The organism is Erythrobacter sp. F6033, from assembly GCF_023016005.1.
Taxonomy (GTDB): domain Bacteria; phylum Pseudomonadota; class Alphaproteobacteria; order Sphingomonadales; family Sphingomonadaceae; genus Erythrobacter.
On the sequence record NZ_JALKAZ010000001.1, the window covers coordinates 12,242 to 29,868 of the forward strand.

17 protein-coding genes are annotated in these 17,627 nt (G+C 57.2%); 15 read left to right on the forward strand and 2 right to left on the reverse strand.

The features are described 5' to 3' along the window. The first annotated feature begins 31 nt into the window (after nt 1-31). Entirely contained in the window at nt 32-1,069 is a 1,038-nt protein-coding gene (gene glpX, locus MWU39_RS00070; RefSeq protein ID WP_247157947.1) for a class II fructose-bisphosphatase, read from the forward strand. Between the two features lie 87 nt (nt 1,070-1,156). Continuing rightward, nucleotides 1,157-2,092, forward strand: coding sequence for a ribose-phosphate pyrophosphokinase (locus tag MWU39_RS00075; protein WP_218403748.1), 936 nt, complete (start codon nt 1,157-1,159; stop codon nt 2,090-2,092). A gap of 8 nt (nt 2,093-2,100) precedes the next feature. On the opposite strand, the gene MWU39_RS00080 is transcribed toward MWU39_RS00075, so the two are convergent. Continuing rightward, complete coding sequence (locus tag MWU39_RS00080; RefSeq protein ID WP_247157948.1) at nt 2,101-3,063, reverse strand: helix-turn-helix domain-containing protein; 963 nt, start codon at nt 3,061-3,063, stop codon at nt 2,101-2,103. A 194-nt stretch (nt 3,064-3,257) separates the two neighbouring features. On the opposite strand from MWU39_RS00080, the gene hisN reads away from it, so the two are divergent. The 13 genes from hisN to MWU39_RS00145 all read left to right on the forward strand — a co-directional run bounded on the left by hisN (nt 3,258) and on the right by MWU39_RS00145 (nt 15,874). Continuing rightward, a complete protein-coding gene (gene hisN, locus MWU39_RS00085; protein ID WP_247157949.1) occupies nt 3,258-4,025 on the forward strand; it encodes a histidinol-phosphatase in 768 nt (255 codons plus the stop codon). A gap of 67 nt (nt 4,026-4,092) precedes the next feature. Next, nucleotides 4,093-4,518 (forward strand): hypothetical protein, encoded by a 426-nt coding sequence (locus MWU39_RS00090; RefSeq protein WP_247157950.1) that lies wholly within the window; start codon nt 4,093-4,095, stop codon nt 4,516-4,518. A gap of 133 nt (nt 4,519-4,651) precedes the next feature. Further along, nucleotides 4,652-4,855 carry a 50S ribosomal protein L35 gene (gene rpmI / locus MWU39_RS00095; RefSeq protein ID WP_142787753.1) on the forward strand — a complete coding sequence of 68 codons (204 nt, stop codon included), beginning with the start codon at nt 4,652-4,654 and terminating at the stop codon, nt 4,853-4,855. A 50-nt stretch (nt 4,856-4,905) separates the two neighbouring features. Beyond that, entirely contained in the window at nt 4,906-5,265 is a 360-nt protein-coding gene (rplT, locus tag MWU39_RS00100) for a 50S ribosomal protein L20 (protein ID WP_218403746.1), read from the forward strand. 136 nt (nt 5,266-5,401) lie between these two features. Beyond that, nucleotides 5,402-6,304 carry a helix-turn-helix domain-containing protein gene (locus MWU39_RS00105; protein WP_247157951.1) on the forward strand — a complete coding sequence of 301 codons (903 nt, stop codon included), beginning with the start codon at nt 5,402-5,404 and terminating at the stop codon, nt 6,302-6,304. Between the two features lie 120 nt (nt 6,305-6,424). Continuing rightward, nucleotides 6,425-7,318, forward strand: coding sequence for a helix-turn-helix domain-containing protein (locus tag MWU39_RS00110; protein WP_247157952.1), 894 nt, complete (start codon nt 6,425-6,427; stop codon nt 7,316-7,318). A gap of 97 nt (nt 7,319-7,415) precedes the next feature. Continuing rightward, nucleotides 7,416-8,516: a phenylalanine--tRNA ligase subunit alpha gene (pheS, locus tag MWU39_RS00115; RefSeq protein WP_247157953.1), complete on the forward strand. Its 1,101-nt coding sequence runs from the start codon at nt 7,416-7,418 to the stop codon at nt 8,514-8,516. After that, complete coding sequence (gene pheT / locus MWU39_RS00120) at nt 8,513-10,924, forward strand: phenylalanine--tRNA ligase subunit beta (protein WP_247157954.1); 2,412 nt, start codon at nt 8,513-8,515, stop codon at nt 10,922-10,924. The genes pheS and pheT overlap by 4 nt, the downstream gene beginning before the upstream one ends. An 18-nt stretch (nt 10,925-10,942) precedes the next feature. Further along, nucleotides 10,943-12,478, forward strand: a complete 1,536-nt coding sequence (locus MWU39_RS00125) for a peptide chain release factor 3 (protein WP_247160265.1) — start codon at nt 10,943-10,945, stop codon at nt 12,476-12,478. A 38-nt stretch (nt 12,479-12,516) separates the two neighbouring features. Continuing rightward, nucleotides 12,517-13,386, forward strand: coding sequence for an alpha/beta hydrolase (locus MWU39_RS00130; RefSeq protein ID WP_247157955.1), 870 nt, complete (start codon nt 12,517-12,519; stop codon nt 13,384-13,386). A gap of 17 nt (nt 13,387-13,403) precedes the next feature. Then, the gene (locus MWU39_RS00135; RefSeq protein ID WP_247157956.1) at nt 13,404-13,973 is read left to right on the forward strand and encodes a pyridoxamine 5'-phosphate oxidase family protein; all 570 of its coding nucleotides are present in this window, start codon (nt 13,404-13,406) and stop codon (nt 13,971-13,973) included. Between the two features lie 221 nt (nt 13,974-14,194). Further along, nucleotides 14,195-14,533: a P-II family nitrogen regulator gene (locus tag MWU39_RS00140; RefSeq protein WP_247157957.1), complete on the forward strand. Its 339-nt coding sequence runs from the start codon at nt 14,195-14,197 to the stop codon at nt 14,531-14,533. A gap of 12 nt (nt 14,534-14,545) precedes the next feature. Then, on the forward strand, nt 14,546-15,874 hold the full coding sequence (locus MWU39_RS00145) for an ammonium transporter (RefSeq protein ID WP_247157958.1): 1,329 nt from the start codon (nt 14,546-14,548) through the stop codon (nt 15,872-15,874). A gap of 158 nt (nt 15,875-16,032) precedes the next feature. Here MWU39_RS00145 and MWU39_RS00150 read toward each other — a convergent pair whose 3' ends face one another. Next, nucleotides 16,033-17,622: a GMC family oxidoreductase N-terminal domain-containing protein gene (locus tag MWU39_RS00150; protein WP_247157959.1), complete on the reverse strand. Its 1,590-nt coding sequence runs from the start codon at nt 17,620-17,622 to the stop codon at nt 16,033-16,035. Nucleotides 17,623-17,627 lie beyond the last annotated feature (5 nt).

Genomic DNA, 17,627 nt, shown 5'->3' on the forward strand with positions numbered 1-17,627 from the left:
CATGTGAAAGAGAATAGGGACTGAATTTCCGATGAATATCCCCGCAAATACCGATGTCCTCGCAGAAAAAGAGTCAGACACAGAGGGCGCTCTCAACCGTGTTCTCGTGCTCGAAATGGTCCGCGTGACCGAGGCTGCCGCGGTTGCCGCTGCGCAGCTCGTTGGTCGCGGCGATGAAAAAGCTGCCGATGCGGCTGCTGTTGAGGCAATGCGCCGTGCCTTCGACAATCTCTACATGGATGGCACTGTTGTAATCGGTGAGGGCGAGCGTGACGAAGCGCCAATGCTCTATATCGGCGAAAAAGTTGGCGGCGCTCCGGGCAAAGGGCCCAAAATCGATATTGCGCTCGATCCCCTGGAAGGCACAACCATTACGGCAAAAGCTGGCCCGAATGCACTCGCCGTTCTGGCCGCTGCGGAGGAAGGCAATCTTCTCAACGCACCTGATACTTACATGGATAAGCTTGCTGTTGGGCCGGGATATCCAGAGGGCGTGATTGACCTTGCGAAATCTCCGACTGAAAATGTGAAAGCCGTTGCAGCAGCGAAAGGTGTTGAGCCGGGCGAGATTAACGTTTGCGTTCTCGATCGCCCTCGGCATGCTGATCTGATTGCCGAACTGCGCGCGCTTGGATGCGGCGTTGTCCTTATCGGTGATGGCGATGTTGCTGGCGTGATCGCGGTGACCGATCAGGATACTACTGTCGATATGTATATGGGCCAAGGTGGCGCGCCAGAAGGCGTTCTTGCCGCCGCAGCCCTGCGGTGTGTTGGCGGCCAGTTCAACGGCCGGCTGGTGTTCCGCAACGACGATGAAAAAGCCCGTGCCAAGAAATGGGGCATCACCGACTATGACCGCATATATAAGCTGGAAGACCTTGCGAAAGGCGACTGCATCTTTGCGGCAACGGGTGTGACAGATGGCTCGCTGCTCGATGGTGTGAAAAAGCGCAAGAAAGCGACCGGCGCGACGATCATGACAACCGATAGCGTGGTTATGCGTGCATCAAGCGGCACTGTGCGTTGGATCAAAGGTGAACACCGCATCACGCCGCATAGCGCTGGCTGAACTGAGGATAGCGCAACACGCTCTGTTGCGTTTCCATGACTCTGGTTTAGGCAATTTCCAACAAAACAGCCGAGGATTCGCGCAACCATGAAGATCATGTCCGGCAATTCAAACTTGCCACTCGCCCGGGCGATCGCGGCCTATCTCGAAATACCTCTGACCGATGCCAGCGTGCGCCGGTTCGCTGACGAGGAAATCTTCGTCGAGATTCACGAGAATGTGCGCGGCGAAGATGTGTTTATCCTTCAGCCAACAGGCTTTCCGGCGAACGACAATCTTATGGAATTGTTGATCTGTATCGATGCGCTGAAACGCGCTTCGGCAAAACGGATTACGGCTGTTATTCCTTACTTCGGCTATGCACGTCAGGATCGCAAACCCGGTCCGCGCACGCCAATCTCTGCCAAGCTGGTGGCAAACCTGATCACCGAAGCCGGTGCTGACCGTGTGCTGGCCGTTGATCTGCACGCAGGGCAGATTCAGGGCTTTTTCGATATCCCGACAGACAACCTTTATGCCGCGCCTGTCATGGCTGCCGATATTCAGGCGCGCTACGGCGATCAGGACTTGATGGTTGTCTCTCCCGATGTTGGCGGCGTTGTCCGTGCGCGTGCTCTTGCCAAGCGGCTCGACAACGCGCCGCTCGCTATTGTCGACAAACGCCGCGATCGCCCCGGCGAAAGCGAAGTGATGAATATCATCGGTGAAGTCGAAGGGCGTCACTGCATTATGATCGATGATATCGTCGATTCAGGTGGCACGCTTTGCAACGCGGCAGAGGCTTTGCTCGCCAATGGCGCGAAATCGGTCGCTGCCTACATCACGCACGGTGTGTTGTCGGGCGGAGCTGTGGCGCGCATCAACGGCTCGAAATTGAAAGAGCTGGTCATTTCGGATTCGATCCGGCCGACAGAAGCCGCCGAAGCAAGCGACCGTATCCGCATCCTGACCATGGCGCCGCTGGTCGGCGAAGCGATCCGCCGGATTGCCGACGAAAGCAGTGTCAGCTCGCTGTTTGATTAAGCGGCAGGCTATGCTCGCTGGGTCAGAAACGGCTTGCGCATCCACGGTCTGACAGCGCCCGGCTCAAGCCGGTCGAGCAATTCAAGCCTGCGTGCTTGCCTAATCTCGAGACTGAGTGTGAGCAGAGCCGAGCGATTGCGCTGAAACTCCATTGGAGTCATGCCGAAGAACACCTGAAATTCGCGGATCTGATGCGCCTGATCGAAGAAACGGAGCATGATCTCTTCTTCCTCTTCATCTGCCACCCCGCAAAGCCTTGCAGCGAGATCGAGGATGCGCGCACGCCGCATAATCTGACTTGGCTGAAGGCCGAAATCGCGTTTGGCGGTGCGCTCAACCGTTCTCTGCGAAACGCCCTGACGATCGGCGAATTCATTCAATGAGCCGTTGGGGTCGGTAAATGCCTGCAATTCTAGCGCTTGCGCAATCGGGCTGGGGTGCTTTGCCCCTGTGCGTTGAACAAATTCCGCAAGCCAGTTTTCAATTCTCAAAAGCCATGCGGTCGGGCTGAGGGATTCGTCAAAGAGGCTGGTGACATCGTCATCATCGACCCCGCCGCGCTCAATCGAAACGATCCGGTCCAGCATCGCGCTGTCCTTTAACCCAAAGAGAGTGCGCAACGCGCCGGGGCGCAGCATCAGACCGGCCACTTTGATGCCGCCTGAATATCTGAGCGGCATTACCTGACTGTGCTGTCCGCAAAGGAATGTCTCGTCGCGAATGGACAATTCGCCATCCTTGGTGTCCACGGTCCAATCAACGCCAACGGCACTGCGGAGATACGGTGCGTCATTGCAGAGCACCCCTTGAAGTGTCTCTGTTCCGTTCGGGTACGCGTAAGCCACCATTGATCGGCTTACCCACGGTCTGATCCGCTTATCCGGCGCCCTGTTAATCGATAGAGGGTCGCCTTCATCGGTCGCTCCGGTCCGTGACCGAAGCTTTGTGCCAGCATCTGTTTCGGATTTCATTTCGACCCTATCCGCATTTTCGAGGCTATTTTGGACGCAGAGCTAGGTTTTGTCACGTAGTCTTAAGCACATGCCGCGAGCGACGCTGAATTGGACCATCATTACCGGTGAAGTTTTGACCGCAGTATTTGACCGCAGCATTGTTCAAGTGTTTAGGGGCGGGGTCGATTTTCGCGCCAATACTTGAGGCATAAATGACCCCTGCAGATTTAGAACTCGCCCATGCACTTGCCGACGCAGCCGGTCATGCAATCCGCCCCTTGTTTCGGGGCGAATGGGACCATGAGCGCAAATCGGATGCGTCTCCGGTAACCGAAGCGGACCGCGCTGCAGAGGCGGCTATGCGTGCGATCATCGAAGAGCGCCGGCCTGATGACGGGATCATCGGCGAAGAATACGGGACGCGAAACGAAGGCGCAGGGCGGCAATGGGTGCTGGACCCGATCGACGGTACAATCAGCTTCATGGCTGGCCGTCCGATTTTCGGCACACTGATCGCGCTGATGCAGGATGGCTGGCCCGTACTAGGCGTGATCAATCAGCCGATTGCCGGGGAACGCTGGTCCGCGCGGATTGGTGAAGGGACCATATTCAACGGCAAGCCCGTAAAGACACGGGCGTGCAAGGAATTGTCCGATGCGACCATCGCATCATCCGGGCCGCAATATTTCACCGATGATCAGGGCGCGGCATTCATGTCGCTTGCGGCGCAAACATCGCAAATCGTGGTGTGGGGCGGCGATTGCTACAATTACGGCCTGCTCGCGGGCGGGCATCTGGATGTCGTGTGCGAAGCGGGGTTGAAGCTTTACGATTACGCTGCGCTCGTGCCGATTGTTGAAGGTGCGGGCGGCATGATGAGCGACTGGCAAGGCAATCCGCTCGACGCGAACAGCGACGGTATGGTTTTGGCCCTTGGCGAACCAGCGCGTTTGGAAGAGGTGTTAGAGGCGATGGGGTAGCTTTGTCCTTCGATCCATCTGGCGGATTTGGCTTGATCTGATTTGGCAAAACCTCTTACTTCAATCCATGGATATAAGGACAACCTCGGATTCCGAAATCGGAATACTTCGCAGTTTGAATGATGATGAAATATTGGCGAATATTGGTCTTGAGGACAGCGGGGTTACCGCAACGAAAGCTCTGGGCGTCGCTGGTAAAAACTTTCTGAGACAAGGCGATTTCTCGACTGCTGGTATTTCAGAGACATTCGATGATCTTGTCGCGCGGGGTAGAGCGTTCTTCGCAAAACTTTGGGGCCAAGCCCGGAACGTCGTTTGTGCTCTGTATGATCAGCTCAATTCCAACAATCCGGACCGGGAATGGCTCAAGCTAGTCGCGGAGGAGCTCGTCAAGCTCCTCGGGATCGGTGGAAGGCTTGCTTTGCTGGTGGTGCAAGCGGCGATTGGGCGAGGGTTGCAAAACCTTTGTCAGATGAAAATCCAGCCCGCTTAATGACGCGCCGAATCGCTTGCAAACCCCGGCAAAACCGTTATGCGGGCGTCCTTCACGACACAGATTTCGAGTCCGGCCTGGCGAATAGGGCTGCCAGGGCTGGTCCAATGTGTCTCTGATAAAGGAGATAGAAATGCCCAAGCTTAAGACCAAAAGCGGTGTGAAGAAACGCTTCAAAATCACCGCAACCGGCAAAGTGAAGCACGGCGTCGCTGGTAAGCGTCACCGCCTGACGCACCACAATGCCAAGTATATCCGCCAGAATCGCGGTACTTCGGTGATCTCTGATCCCGATACCAAGACGATCAAGAAATGGGCGCCATACGGCCTCGATTGAGGGTGACGCGAGCCTCGTGCTCCTCCCCATCAGAATAAGGATATACTGATATGCCACGCATTAAACGCGGCGTTACCACGCGCCAAAAACACAAGCGTCTTCTGGACCAGGCCAAGGGTTACCGCGGCCGCCGTAAGAACACGATCCGTATTGCTCGCCAGGCTGTCGAAAAGGCCGGCCAATACGCATACCGCGATCGCCGGATTAACAAGCGCAACTTCCGCGCTCTGTGGATCCAGCGTATCAACGCTGCGGTTCGCGCTGAAGGTCTCACATACTCGCAATTCATGCACGGCGTGAAACTTGCCGGTATCGAACTTGACCGCAAAGTCATGGCGGACCTCGCCATGAATGAAGAAGCGGCGTTCAAGACAATTATCGCTCAGGCCAAGGCTGCACTGCCAGCCTAACGCGCCTTTTCGAAGTTCAAAAAGGGCTCCGCTGCAGTTCGCAACGGGGCCCTTTTTGTGTCTGCGTGGCACAGCGATTTGTACAGAACCGCCAAAAGCCTTGTACAAAACCGTCATTCTCGGCACATAGCCGCGCATGGCAACGAGTAAGCGCGATGTCGGAGGATCTTCGACGGACTATACAGTCCGCAGCAACTTCCACTCGCCTCCAAAGCAGTTCGATGGTTGCTTTACGACTTTCTATCACTTGTCTCTGAATGTCGGCGATGGCGGCAGTGTTCATGATTATCTGCAACCCGAATGGGGCAATATCCGCTTCTTTTGCGGCGGCCGCCCCACGGCAAAGATCGGCTCGTCGATGGTATCGGGGGCCAGCTTCAATGCCACGGGCCCCAGTTCGCTTCCCGCAGAGTTTGAGCTGGGAACATCCGAGATGTGGGGCATAGGGTTCCTGCCGGTTGGTTGGGCGCGCTTTGTTGAAGCGGATGCCCACGAGCTGGCAAACACTGTGCATGACGGCACGCAGCATCCGGCCTTCGCCAAATATGCTCCGCTGGAAAGCGCACTTTGCGATCCCGATGTGACCCGCGAAGAACAATTTGATGCGATTGTGGAATTGATGGGCCGGTTGATGCGGCCCAATCGGGATGAGCCAAAAATCGTGCGGGTCCATCAAGCGTTGGTTGATGGCGAGTTTTTGGCGGTCAGCGATCTGGCCGATGCATGCGGCATGTCGATCCGCACTCTGGAGCGAGTGTGCAGGCGCTATTTCGGCTTTACGCCCAAGAAATTGATGCGCCGCCAGCGGTTCACGCGGTCATTGACCAGCTTCATGCTGCATCAAGGCAGCCGCTGGACCGAAGCGATGGACGGGGAATATCACGATCAGGCGCAATTCACGCGCGAATTCCGTGAATTCATGACGATGAACCCGAGCGAATATGCGGCACTCGATCATCCGATATTGTCTTCCTTTATGGAGGCGCGGGCACGGGTGTGGGGCAGTGCCGCTCAGGCGCTCGATAAACCCAGTCGCTAAAAGAGTTTGCCGCCTAGGCGTTATCGCGTTTTACATTTTCCTCCGATAAATCCATTACATAGTCGCGCTCGGCGGGAACCGTCTGTCCGCGCCTTTACCACCGCTTGAATCGGAGCAGAAATGCACGCCAGTACGGGAAATGCGGTCACGATCCGCTTCGCGCTGCCCGCGCCCGAACTGCGTGCCTACGTCACGACATATTACCACACCGATGTGCTTTGCAGCCCGTCAGAGCCTGTTCTCGAAGATTATCTCCACCCCGAATGGCCGAATTTGCGGTTCCTGACCAAAGGCTCATCGCATTCAGCGATCGGCAGTGAGCCTTTGTCCGAAAGCCCGGAATTTTCTGTCACTGGCCCGACCAGCCGCGCGGCGCGGTTCAGGCTTTCCAGCGGACGGAATTGGGGCATTGGCCTGCTCCCGCTTGGGTGGTCTGCATTGATCAATGCGCAGGCGGGCGATTACGCAGATCGCTCTGTTGACGGAGCACAGGACACCGCCTTTGAAGCGTTTCTGCCCCTTGCAAAAGCCTTGGTCGAAACTGATGGTGATTTTGATCGGGGTCTGTCGGAGATCGAGCGGCACATGGCTGGCTTGGCGGACAAAGTATCGCCGCAGGACCGCGCAATTTCCGCGATCAACGCGGCTCTCGTTGACCCAGAGCTATCAAGCGTCAAAGATCTCGCCGAGCGTGTGGGTATGAATGTTCGTTCTTTGGAGCGTTTGTCGCGCCGTGCATTCGGCTTCACGCCCAAACTTCTGCTGCGGCGGCAGCGTTTCTTGCGCAGCCTTTCCCGGTTCATGCTCGACCCTTCGATGAAGTGGCTGAGCACTTTGGATTATCAATACCATGACCAGGCGCATTTCGTGCGCGATTTCAAACGCTTCATGGGGATGAGCCCGAGCGCTTACGCCAAATTGGAGAAGCCATTCCTGATCGCGGCTGCGCGGGCGCGGATGGAAATTGCGGGCGCGGCGGTGCAGGGCCTCCACAATCCCGACCGTGACGTTTGAGCAAAGAGTGATGTGAAAACGCGCCGGGTTTCCAATCGCGCTTTGCAACGCGCCCGATAGAACGCTAACGGACGCGCTCATTCTATTGAGCCGAAACATGACTGATTTGACACCACAAAAAGACGCGGCCCTCGCCGCAATTGCTGACGCCGCTTCGTTGGAGGCGCTGGACGAGCAACGCGTCGCTGCGCTGGGTAAGAAAGGCTGGGTCAGTCTGGCCCTGAAAACACTCGGCGGAATGAGCCCTGAGGAGCGCCAAGAGGCGGCTCCCGCGATACAGGCCGTGCGCGGCGAAATCGCCCAAGCTATTGATGCGAAGAAAGCCGCATTGGAAACAGCCGAACTCGAAGCGCAGCTGGCCAGCGAGACGCTCGATCTGACGCTCCCGGCTCCGGCCACGCCGCAAGGTTCCATCCACCCTGTCAGTCAGGTGATGGATGAGTTGGCGGAAATTTTTGCCGACCTCGGCTTCTCGGTCGCAACCGGACCTGAGATCGAAGACGATTGGCACAACTTCACCGCGCTCAATATGGATGAAAGCCATCCTGCCCGCGCGATGCACGACACGTTCTATTTCCCTGATGCGGCACCTGATGGTGGGCAGATGCTCTTGCGCACGCACACGTCGCCCGTCCAAATCCGCAGCATGAAAGAGCACGGCGCGCCGATCCGTCTCATCGCGCCGGGCCGTGTGTACCGTTCTGACAGCGATGCGACCCACACCCCTATGTTCCACCAAGTCGAAGGCTTGGTCGTGGACCGTGACATCCATCTCGGCCATTTGAAGTGGACATTGGAGACATTCTTCAAGGCATTCTTTGAGCGCGAAGACATCACTTTGCGCCTGCGTCCGTCCTACTTCCCGTTCACCGAACCGAGTGTGGAAGTTGATGTGGGCTATTCCAACGAGGGCAACCGCCGCGTTGTCGGTGGCCACGGCGATGCCGAGGGGCATGACTGGATGGAGCTTGGCGGCAGCGGCATGGTCAATCGCCGTGTGCTCGAAATGGCGGGCGTTGATCCCGATGAATATCAAGGCTTTGCCTTCGGCCTCGGGATCGACCGGATTGCCATGCTCAAATACGGCATGAACGATCTGCGCGCTTTCTTTGACGGCGATCCGCGCTGGCTTTCGCATTACGGATTTGCTGCGGTTGATCAGCCGACCCTTTCCGCCGGTGTGGGAGCAGCCTCATGAAGTTCTCTGTCACATGGCTCAAAGACCATCTGGAAACCGATGCGACGCTTTCCGAAATCACGGATTGCCTGAACGCAATCGGCTTGGAAGTCGAAGGCGTCGAGGACCCGGCACAGAGGCTTGCGGGCTTCACCGTTGCTAAGGTTCTGACCGCTGAAAAGCACCCTGATGCTGACAAGCTTCAGGTGCTGAGCGTTGATACTGGCGCGGGCGACCCTTTGCAGGTTGTCTGCGGCGCGCCCAATGCGCGTGCTGGCATGATGGGTGTGCTCGGCCAGCCGGGTGCGGTTGTTCCGTCCAACGGTATGGAGCTGCGCAAAAGCGCCATTCGCGGTGTCGAATCCAACGGCATGATGTGCAGCGTGCGCGAGCTTGAACTGGGCGAAGATCACGACGGCATTATCGAATTGCCTGATGATGCACCCGTTGGCCACAGCTTTGCCGATTATCACGGTTCCTCTCCGATCATCGACGTTGCGATCACGCCGAACCGGCCGGATTGCATGGGTGTGTACGGCATTGCCCGCGATCTCGCGGCGGCTGGGCTGGGCAGGCTCAAACCGATTGCGTTTCCGAAATTCGACGCATCCGGCGAATGCCCGGTCGAAATCCGCACCGATGATGCAGAGGGTTGCCCTGCATTCTATGGCCGCGTGATCAAAGGCGTGAAAAACGGTCCGTCGCCTGATTGGCTGCAGCAACGTTTGCAAAGCGCTGGCCAGCGCCCGATCTCGCTGCTGGTCGATCTGACCAATTATCTCATGCTGGCCTATGGCCGTCCGGCGCATGCTTACGATCTGTCTAAGCTGTCGGGTGCAGCTATCGCGCGTCGTGCAAAGACCGGCGAGCAGGTCCTCGCGCTTAATGAGAAGACCTATACTCTCGATGACAGTATGGTTGTGATCGCGGACGATAAAGAGGTCCACGACATTGCCGGCATTATGGGCGGCGAGAATTCGGGTGTATCCGATGACACGACCGATCTGCTGCTGGAGATCGCCTATTTCGATCCGCCGCGCATCGGTGTGACGGGCCGGAAGCTTGGCCTTGCTTCGGATGCGCGCACGCGTTTCGAGCGCGGGGTTGATCCGGAATTTTTGGATGATGGCCTGGACCTGCTCACCGGCTTGATCGTCGAACTGGCGGGCGGCACGGCGAGCGGAAAAGTGCATGCAGGTGCAGCACCGGGCGACGCCAAAGTGGTGGCTTTCGATACCGCGCTCACCGCAAAACTGGGCGGCGTCGAAGTCGCGGGTGATGAACAGCGCCGTATTCTCGAAAGTCTCGATTTCGCGGTTTCGGATGATTGGCAGGTCACCTGCCCGCTGCGTCGTCACGATATCGAAGGGCCAGCCGATCTTGTCGAAGAGATCGTGCGTATTCACGGCCTCGACAAAGTGGAAAGCGTCGCCTTGCCGCGCGCCGAAGGCGTTGCGAGGCCGACCGCTACGGCGGAGCAAATCCTTGAACGCAAGCTGCGCCGCGCAGCAGCGGCAAGCGGGCTCAACGAAGCGATTACGTGGTCGTTCCTTCCCGAAGCGGAAGCTGCGCATTTCACCGCGACCGATGATCTTTGGAAGCTCGCCAATCCGATCAGCGAAGACATGAAAGTGATGCGCCCGTCGCTCATTCCCGGACTGTTGATGGCGGCGAAACGCGCGGCAACGCGGGGCAGCACGTCGAGCCGTCTGTTCGAAATCGGGCGGCGGTATTTCCGAGGCTCTGACGGCATGAGCGATGAACGCGCTACGGTGGGTGTTGTGCTGTCGGGTGAGAAAGTGGCGCGCGGCTGGGCCAATGGCAAAGCTGCGATGTTTGACGCTTATGATGCGAAGGCATCGGCGCTCGAATTGCTGGCCGCTGCGGGCGCGCCAGCGGACAAGCTGATGGTTATGGAGCCTGTCGTCGATGGCGAGGGCACGCAATTCCATCCGGGGCAATCGGCAACTCTGCGCCTTGGTCCGAAGAAGGTGCTTGCGCGGTTTGGCATGATCCATCCTGCGACGCTCAAGGCGTTTGATGTGGATGGCCCGATCGCCGCGGTCGAGATTTTCCTCGATGCGATCCCTCAGAAGAAAGCCGGCAAAGGCCCCGTCAGCTTCGCACGGCCAAGTTTCACGCCGCCGGCCTTGCAATCGGTGACCCGCGATTTTGCGTTCCTAATTCCTACAAGCACAAGCGCAGCCGATCTCATTCGCGCAGTCCGATCTGCTGATAAGGCGAACATTACAGACGCCCGAGTGTTCGACGTTTTCGAAGGCCAAGGCGTGCCGGAAGGCAAGAAATCGGTCGCAGTCGAAGTGACGCTTCAACCGCAAGAGAAGTCTTACAAAGACGCCGATCTCAAAGCGATTTCGGATGCGATTGTGGCCTCTGCAGCCAAACAGGGGGCGGAACTGCGCGGTTAAGCCGTTCGGGTCTGACACATCATGTCCAATCGCCGCACCTTCGCGATCATTTCGCACCCCGATGCCGGTAAAACGACGCTAACGGAAAAGCTGCTGCTGCAAGGCGGCGCGATTCACTTGGCGGGCGAGGTGAAAGCTCGAGGGGCGCAGCGGCGTGCGCGGTCTGACTGGATGAAGATCGAGCAGCAACGCGGCATCTCGGTCACGTCTTCTGTGATGACATTCGAGAAAGAATACGAGGGCGAAACGATCACCTTCAACCTGCTCGATACGCCGGGCCACGAGGACTTTTCAGAAGACACCTACCGGACCCTAACCGCCGTAGACAGCGCCGTAATGGTGATTGACGCGGCTAAAGGTATCGAGCCGCAGACCAGAAAATTGTTCGAGGTTTGCCGGCTTCGCAATGTTCCGATCATCACCTTCGTCAACAAGGTAGACCGCGAAGGCCGCGATCCGTTTGAGACGCTCGATGAAGTGGCCGACATGCTCGCCCTCGACGTGTCGCCGCAAATGTGGCCCATCGGAATGGGTGGCCAATTTGAAGGCATACTGGATTTCGCCAGCGGCGAAGTCAGCCGTCCCGAGGGGCCGTCCAAAGAGTTTCTCGGCAAGCGCGATAGCGATCCTGAAATCCCTGACAATTTCGCCGAAGAAGCCGAACTGGCGCAGGTCGGCTATCCCGAGTTTGACTTGGAGGCCTATCGCAGCGGCGATTTGACGCCTGTCTATTTCGGATCGGCTCTCAAGAACTTCGGCGTTACCGAACTGATCGATGCGATTGCCAAGCACGCTCCGCCGCCGCGTCCTCAACCGGCTGGCGATGAGCAAATTGCGCCTGATCACGATGAAGTCACCGGCTTCATCTTCAAAGTGCAAGCCAATATGGACCCGAACCACCGTGACCGGATCGCCTTTATGCGTCAGGTTTCGGGCACGTTTAAGCGTGGGATGAAGCTGACACCGTCCGGTCTTGGTAAACCGATTGCGATCCATTCGCCGATCCTGTTTTTCGCGCAGGACCGCGAGATTGCGGATACCGCCGAGGCAGGCGACATTATCGGCATCCCGAACCACGGCACTTTGCGCGTCGGCGATACGCTTTCTGAAAAGGACGTGCTGCGCTTCACAGGTCTGCCAAATTTTGCACCGGAGATCCTGCGCCGCGTTCAGCTGAAAGATCCGACCAAGACGAAACAACTTCGCAAGGCGCTCGACGATCTTTCCGAAGAAGGCGTCATCCAGGTGTTCTACCCGGAGCTGGGTGCGCAGCATATTGTTGGTGTTGTCGGACAGCTTCAACTCGAAGTGCTGATCTCGCGTCTATCGGCGGAGTATAAGGTCGAGGCTGCTCTGGAAGCAGCGCCCTTTGCAACCGCGCGCTGGGTTAAGGGTGATCAGAAGGCGCTGGATGAATTCGAGCAGTTCAATCGCGCCAACCTCGCAAAAGACCGTGATGGCGACATGGTGTTCATGGCCAAGAGCCCTTGGGATGTGAATTATCAGGTCGAAAAGAACCCCGACCTCACCTTTTCCGCCACCAAGGAAAGGTAGTCTTGCAGGCTTGGCCCATTCGCGGCAAAGCCTGATCCATGACTGTATCCGGCCCGACTTCGCAGACCTTTATCTCGCAGCGCCTCAAGCTGAACTATTTCGACTGGGGCAATCACGAAAAGCCGCCGCTTGTTCTCGTCCATGGCGGGCGTGATCATGCGCGTAGCTGGGATTGGACTGCCGAGCAGCTGGCGCAGGATTGGCATGTCGTTGCGATGGATCATCGCGGGCACGGGGACAGCGATTGGGTGTCTGACGGCAACTACAATTCCAACGATATGGTCTATGATCTTGCGCAGCTGGTGCATCAACTGGGGCGTGGGCCCGTTACGATTGTGTCCCATTCGATGGGAGGCAATGTCTCGCTGCGATACGCCGGTATGTTCCCAGATATGGTAACAAAGCTGGTCGCGATCGAAGGGTTGGGGCCGTCGCCAGAGTGGAAAGAAAAGCAGCGTTCCACCCCCTATCCCGAGCGGATGCGTGAGTGGATCGAGAAAAAGCGCAAGGCCGCTGGTCGAAGCCCGCGCAAATACGACACTATCGAAGCTGCCTTCGCCCGGATGATTGAGGAAAACTCCTACCTTACCGAGGTTCAGGCCAAGCATTTGACTGTCCATGGCGTGACCCGCAACGAAGATGGCACCTATACATGGAAATTCGATCCGCATCTGAACGTGTGGGGCGTGGAAGATGTCGCTGATGAATTTATCGAGGCGACATGGGCGGCGATCTCCTGCCCGACTTTGCTGCTTTATGGAGCGGACAGCTGGGCTTCCAATCCGGAGAAAGACGGCCGGATCAAACACTTCAATAATGCGGAGGTGGTCGAATTCAAGGAAGCCGGGCACTGGCTTCATCACGACCAGTTCGACAAATTCATGAAAGTCTTGCAAGACTTTCTCTGAACTGACGGAGCGAAAATATGGCTGATTTCTTCGATGCGCTTGAGCCCAAGCATGTGGCGATGATTGAGAAACAGCCAGTGTTCTTTGTGGCCACCGCTGCCGCCGATGGACGGATCAATCTCAGCCCCAAAGGCTATGATGCCTTTCGCGTCATCTCGCCAACACGGGTTGCCTATCTTGATCTTGCCGGATCCGGCAACGAGACGCACGCGCATCTGATCGCTGACCAAGATGATGCGGGGCGTATCACGATCATGTTCACCAACTTTGACCGGCCTGCACTAATCCTGCGCATTTATGGCAAGGGGAAGCCCGTCCTGCCTCAGGATGATGGCTGGGATGAACTGGCGGATCATTTCACAATGATGCCGGGCACGCGGCAAATTTTTGATATTGCCATCGAAAGCATCCAGACCAGCTGCGGCTGGGGTGTTCCGTTTATGAGCCTTGAGGGCGAGCGCGAAACACTCAAAAAGGCGCACCGCCTGTCTGAGCCAGCCGAGTGGGAGGCGAAAGCCGCTACCAGAACCAAAAGCATCGATGGGCTGCCTACCCGGGCAACAGACAGGTATATTACGGGTGAGTAGATTCATCTGAAATTTTGTATCTTGCTCTAGCCCGGCCAGAGCATTCTTATGAATGTGATGCCTAAAAAATAAACAAAAGATTAAATGTTGGGCAAGTTATCTGTCTGTTGTGCCGCCATAAGGGATGCCCGCCGCTCGGGAATTCGATGAATCGAGATTTGGCACACCGTTTGCACTCCTAAACCCGCCGGGATGAACCCGGTGAGCCAAAGGGGGCACAGATGAAGTTCATCATCGCCATCATAAAACCATTCAAGCTCGATGAGGTCCGCGAAGCGTTGGGCTCTATCGGCGTCGCCGGCATGACCGTTTCCGAAGTTAAGGGTTTCGGTCGCCAAAAAGGCCAAACCGAGATTTATCGCGGTGCGGAATACTCCACCAACATGCTGCCGAAAGTGAAGCTCGAAATAGCTGCCAGCGATGAAGTCGCCGCGCAGGTTGTCGAGACGATCCAGCAGACCGCCAACACCGATGCAATCGGTGATGGCAAGATATTCGTGCTCGATCTCGCATCGGCAACTCGCATTCGCACCGGCGAAGCGGGCGAAACAGCGCTCTAAAGGGGACAACGCATGATCCGCAAATTTCTCACCGGAGCAGGTGTCGCTGGCTCCTCGCTCTTCATATCAACTGCCGCCGCCGCGCAAGAAGCCGCTGCGGCAGTTCCCAATCCGGGCAACAATGCCTGGATGATGACATCAACCGTTCTGGTTCTGTTGATGATCCTTCCGGGTCTGGCCCTGTTTTATGGCGGTTTGACCCGTTCGAAGAACATGCTTTCGACCATGACCCAGATCGGCTCGACCGCCGCTCTGGCGATGCTGATCTGGGTGATGTGGGGCTTCTCGCTCGCATTCGGATCGGTTCCGATTGAAGGCTTTTTGGGCCAGTTTATCAGTGGGGGCAGTTACTTCCTTGCTGGCATGAGCGCAGAATCCACGGCCGCGACATTCACTGATGAAGTCATCAGTGAATATGTCTTTGTCAGTTTTCAGATGACATTCGCCGCGATCACTGCCGCGCTGATCCTCGGCGCCACTGCCGAGCGCATGAAGTTCAACGCCGTGATGCTCTTCGTTCCGATCTGGCTGACAATTGTCTATTTCCCGATCGCCCACATGGTATGGGCAGGTGACGGATTGCTGTTTGAGGCGGGCGCGCTTGATTTTGCTGGCGGTACTGTTGTGCACATCAACGCAGGTGTTTCGGGTCTGGTTCTCGCATACCTTCTTGGCAAGCGTCGCGGCTACCCGGCTGAGCCGATGCCACCGCACTCGCTTACTATGACAATGGTCGGCACTGGCCTTCTGTGGGTTGGCTGGTTCGGCTTTAACGCTGGCTCCGCCTTGGAAGCCGATGGCTTTGCTGGTCTTGCGATGATCAACACATTCGTTGCGACTGCCGCTGGCGCGCTGACATGGATGGTTATCGAGCGCATGGCAGGACACAAGGGCTCCGCTCTTGGCTTCTGCTCTGGCGTGATCGCTGGTCTTGTTGCTGTCACACCGGCTGCGGGTAACAGCGGACCATTTGGCGCCATCCTGCTCGGCATCGCATCTTCTGTCGTTTGCTACTTCTTCGTTGCGAAGGTGAAGGCGAAGTTCGGATATGACGACTCGCTGGACGCATTCGGCATCCACGGCATTGGCGGCATTGTCGGCGCTATCGGAACAGGCCTTGTCTATCAGCCATTCCTCGGTGGTCCTGGCGACGGTTCTACCCCCCTCTTGGCTCAGCTTTGGGTTCAGACTGAGGGTGTGCTCGTGACGATTGTATGGGCCGGTATCGGCACTCTGATCGCTGGCTTCATTGTCCAGATGCTGATCGGATTGCGTGTCGAAGAAGAAGCCGAAGTCGACGGGCTCGACATCTCCGAACACGGGGAACGCGCCTACAATTAGACAACCAGTTTGGCGGGGGAAGAACTCTCTCCTCTCCTTTTCTCCCGCCTCCACACGTTCCTCCTGCGAACGAACAAACTGATAAGGGCCGGAGCGGCATACCCGCTCCGGCCCCTTTTTTTGGTATTTGCCCTTTAAGCAGAGACGCTTGAGTCAGATCAGGCTTTTTCGGCTGCCTTGATAAAGTCAGCGCAGCGTTCGCCGATCATAATGCTGGGCGCGTTGGTGTTGCCGCTTACGATCTTGGGCATGACGCTCGCATCGGCGATCCAGAGACCTTCCAATCCGCGCACTTTCAGCGTCGGATCAACAACCGCATCGTCGTCTGCGCCCATGCGGCACGTGCCGACCGGGTGATAGACTGTGTCCGCTCGGTTGCGGATCATTTCATCGAGAGCGGCGTCGTCATTCAGATCGACTGGGTGCCGATCGGTCGGACCATAGACCTGCAACGGCGGCGCATCCGCAATCCGGTGCGACAGGCGAATACCTTCGCGTAAAGTTGCGATATCGCGATCATCGTCGAGGAAGTTCGGGTCAATCACAGGCGCCGCCGCAGCATCACCCGACCCCAGCCGAACCGTGCCTTTGCTTTCTGGACGCAGCACACAGGCGTGTAGAGAGAAGCCGTAACCTTTCACATTTTCGCGGCCATGATCTTCGAGCACAGCAGGAACAAAGTGCCACTGAATATCCGGTGCTGGAGCGTCTTTCATCACGGTCCAGAATCCGCCTGCCTCGGCATATGGCGTGGTCATCGCGCCGGTGCGTTTGCGGCGGTGTTCGAAAATGGCGCCAGCCATCTTGAGCGTACCTTTCAGCGTGCCGCCAATCGGAACGTCGCTTTCCGTTTCCCAGCCGGACACATAGTCGATGTGATCCTGCAGGTTCCCACCGACATCCTTGCGGTCCAACACTACGTCGATACCGTTGTCTTTGAGGTGCTCCGCCGGGCCGATGCCCGATAGCATCATGATCTGCGGCGAATTGAATGCACCAGCAGAGAGAATCACGCCGCGCTGGGCATAGATCATCTCGCTGCGCTTCCCGCGCCGGACCATCACACCTGTCACACGGCCGCCTTCAACAACGAGCTTTTCAACCAGTGTCTTTGTGCGGATGGCGAAATTGCCCTGCTCACGGATCGGTTCGACATAGGCGCGGGCAGCGGACCAGCGTTCGCCGTTTCGCTGCGTCACTTGATACAGGCCAAAGCCTTCGTGCCGCTCGCCGTTGAAATCATCATTGGGACGCATTTGGAGCGATGCAGCCGCTTCGACAAATGCGTGGCTTGTGGGGTTGGGCGATCCTTGATCGGAGACGAACAATGGCCCGCCTTCGCCATGATATTTATCGCCTCCGCGCTCATTCGATTCCGCCCTTTTGAAATAGGGCAGCACATCCTCATACGACCAACCGTCGCAACCCATCGCCGCCCAGTTGTCATAATCCCATTTGTTGCCGCGAATATAGACCATCGCGTTGATTGCGGATGATCCGCCGAGCCCTTTTCCGCGCGGTTGATACCCGATCCGGCCATTCAGCCCCTTTTGCGGAACAGTGTCGAATTTGTAATTCGAGGAATTGCGGATGAACGGCATAAAGCCTGGCGTTTTGATAATGACATTGTCATTCCGTCCGCCCGCCTCAATCAAACAGACACGGCGGGTGCCATCAACAGCCAAGCGCCCGGCGACTGCGCTGCCACCACTTCCTCCGCCGATAACGACGTAATCGAAACTCTCCATGATCT

Excerpts from the sequence above, each read along its gene's own strand:
- glpX (WP_247157947.1), top strand. The coding sequence starts at position 32 with ATGAATATCCCCGCAAATACCGATGTCCTCGCAGAAAAAGAGTCAGAC.
- MWU39_RS00075 (WP_218403748.1), top strand. The coding sequence starts at position 1,157 with ATGAAGATCATGTCCGGCAATTCAAACTTGCCACTCGCCCGGGCGATC.
- MWU39_RS00080 (WP_247157948.1), bottom strand. The coding sequence starts at position 3,063 with ATGAAATCCGAAACAGATGCTGGCACAAAGCTTCGGTCACGGACCGGA.
- hisN (WP_247157949.1), top strand. The coding sequence starts at position 3,258 with ATGACCCCTGCAGATTTAGAACTCGCCCATGCACTTGCCGACGCAGCC.
- MWU39_RS00090 (WP_247157950.1), top strand. The coding sequence starts at position 4,093 with ATGGATATAAGGACAACCTCGGATTCCGAAATCGGAATACTTCGCAGT.
- rpmI (WP_142787753.1), top strand. The coding sequence starts at position 4,652 with ATGCCCAAGCTTAAGACCAAAAGCGGTGTGAAGAAACGCTTCAAAATC.
- rplT (WP_218403746.1), top strand. The coding sequence starts at position 4,906 with ATGCCACGCATTAAACGCGGCGTTACCACGCGCCAAAAACACAAGCGT.
- MWU39_RS00105 (WP_247157951.1), top strand. The coding sequence starts at position 5,402 with ATGGCAACGAGTAAGCGCGATGTCGGAGGATCTTCGACGGACTATACA.
- MWU39_RS00110 (WP_247157952.1), top strand. The coding sequence starts at position 6,425 with ATGCACGCCAGTACGGGAAATGCGGTCACGATCCGCTTCGCGCTGCCC.
- pheS (WP_247157953.1), top strand. The coding sequence starts at position 7,416 with ATGACTGATTTGACACCACAAAAAGACGCGGCCCTCGCCGCAATTGCT.
- pheT (WP_247157954.1), top strand. The coding sequence starts at position 8,513 with ATGAAGTTCTCTGTCACATGGCTCAAAGACCATCTGGAAACCGATGCG.
- MWU39_RS00130 (WP_247157955.1), top strand. The coding sequence starts at position 12,517 with ATGACTGTATCCGGCCCGACTTCGCAGACCTTTATCTCGCAGCGCCTC.
- MWU39_RS00135 (WP_247157956.1), top strand. The coding sequence starts at position 13,404 with ATGGCTGATTTCTTCGATGCGCTTGAGCCCAAGCATGTGGCGATGATT.
- MWU39_RS00140 (WP_247157957.1), top strand. The coding sequence starts at position 14,195 with ATGAAGTTCATCATCGCCATCATAAAACCATTCAAGCTCGATGAGGTC.
- MWU39_RS00145 (WP_247157958.1), top strand. The coding sequence starts at position 14,546 with ATGATCCGCAAATTTCTCACCGGAGCAGGTGTCGCTGGCTCCTCGCTC.
- MWU39_RS00150 (WP_247157959.1), bottom strand. The coding sequence starts at position 17,622 with ATGGAGAGTTTCGATTACGTCGTTATCGGCGGAGGAAGTGGTGGCAGC.